Origin of the sequence: Mycobacterium sp. SP-6446, assembly GCF_001954045.1 — a bacterium.
Classification (GTDB): domain Bacteria; phylum Actinomycetota; class Actinomycetes; order Mycobacteriales; family Mycobacteriaceae; genus Mycobacterium.
The window spans coordinates 1-506 of sequence record NZ_MBEM01000033.1; the positions used below are offsets into that span (position 1 = coordinate 1).

The following is a 506-nucleotide window of genomic DNA, read 5'->3' on the forward strand; positions in this document are numbered from 1 at the left end:
CGGGAGGCGCGGGTCCGGCATCGGTCGGCGGCGGACCCGCCGGTGGCGGGAAGGCAGGAGCGCTCGGCATCGGTGCGGGCATCGGAATACCTTGCGGGGCAGCGCCAATCAGGGACGCCACGATGGTTCCGTGCGCGTCGCAGTCCGTCAGCCCGTCGCCGCTCATGATGTAGTCGCCGCCAGCGACGACGGGCAACCGCCTGCTCGGATTGACGCCGGTGTCGATGACGGCCACCGGCACGCCGTTACCGGTCGAGTATTGCCAAGCCTTGCTGACGTTCAGCATCGTGAACCCGGGCGCGGGAAGAGCCACGTTCGGATCGGCGACGGTGATCGTCCGGGCGCAGGCGAAGCTCTGCCGCATCGGCTGATCCGGGGCCGGCTTGCCGTCGGCCGGGACGCGGCCCGGGTCGACGATCGGCGGCGGAATCGCTTGTGCTGCAGGAAGGCTCGCCAACAGCGCCACAAGCAGGCTCGACAACGTGATCGCAGCGATCCGTTGTGGT

The 506-nt window shown here is 69.8% G+C and carries 1 pseudogene; it reads right to left on the reverse strand.

Features of this window, described 5'->3' with window-relative positions:
* Positions 1-496: pseudogene (locus tag A5736_RS02540) on the reverse strand (type VII secretion-associated serine protease); the annotation flags it as partial.
* Between the last annotated feature and the right edge of the window lie 10 nt (positions 497-506).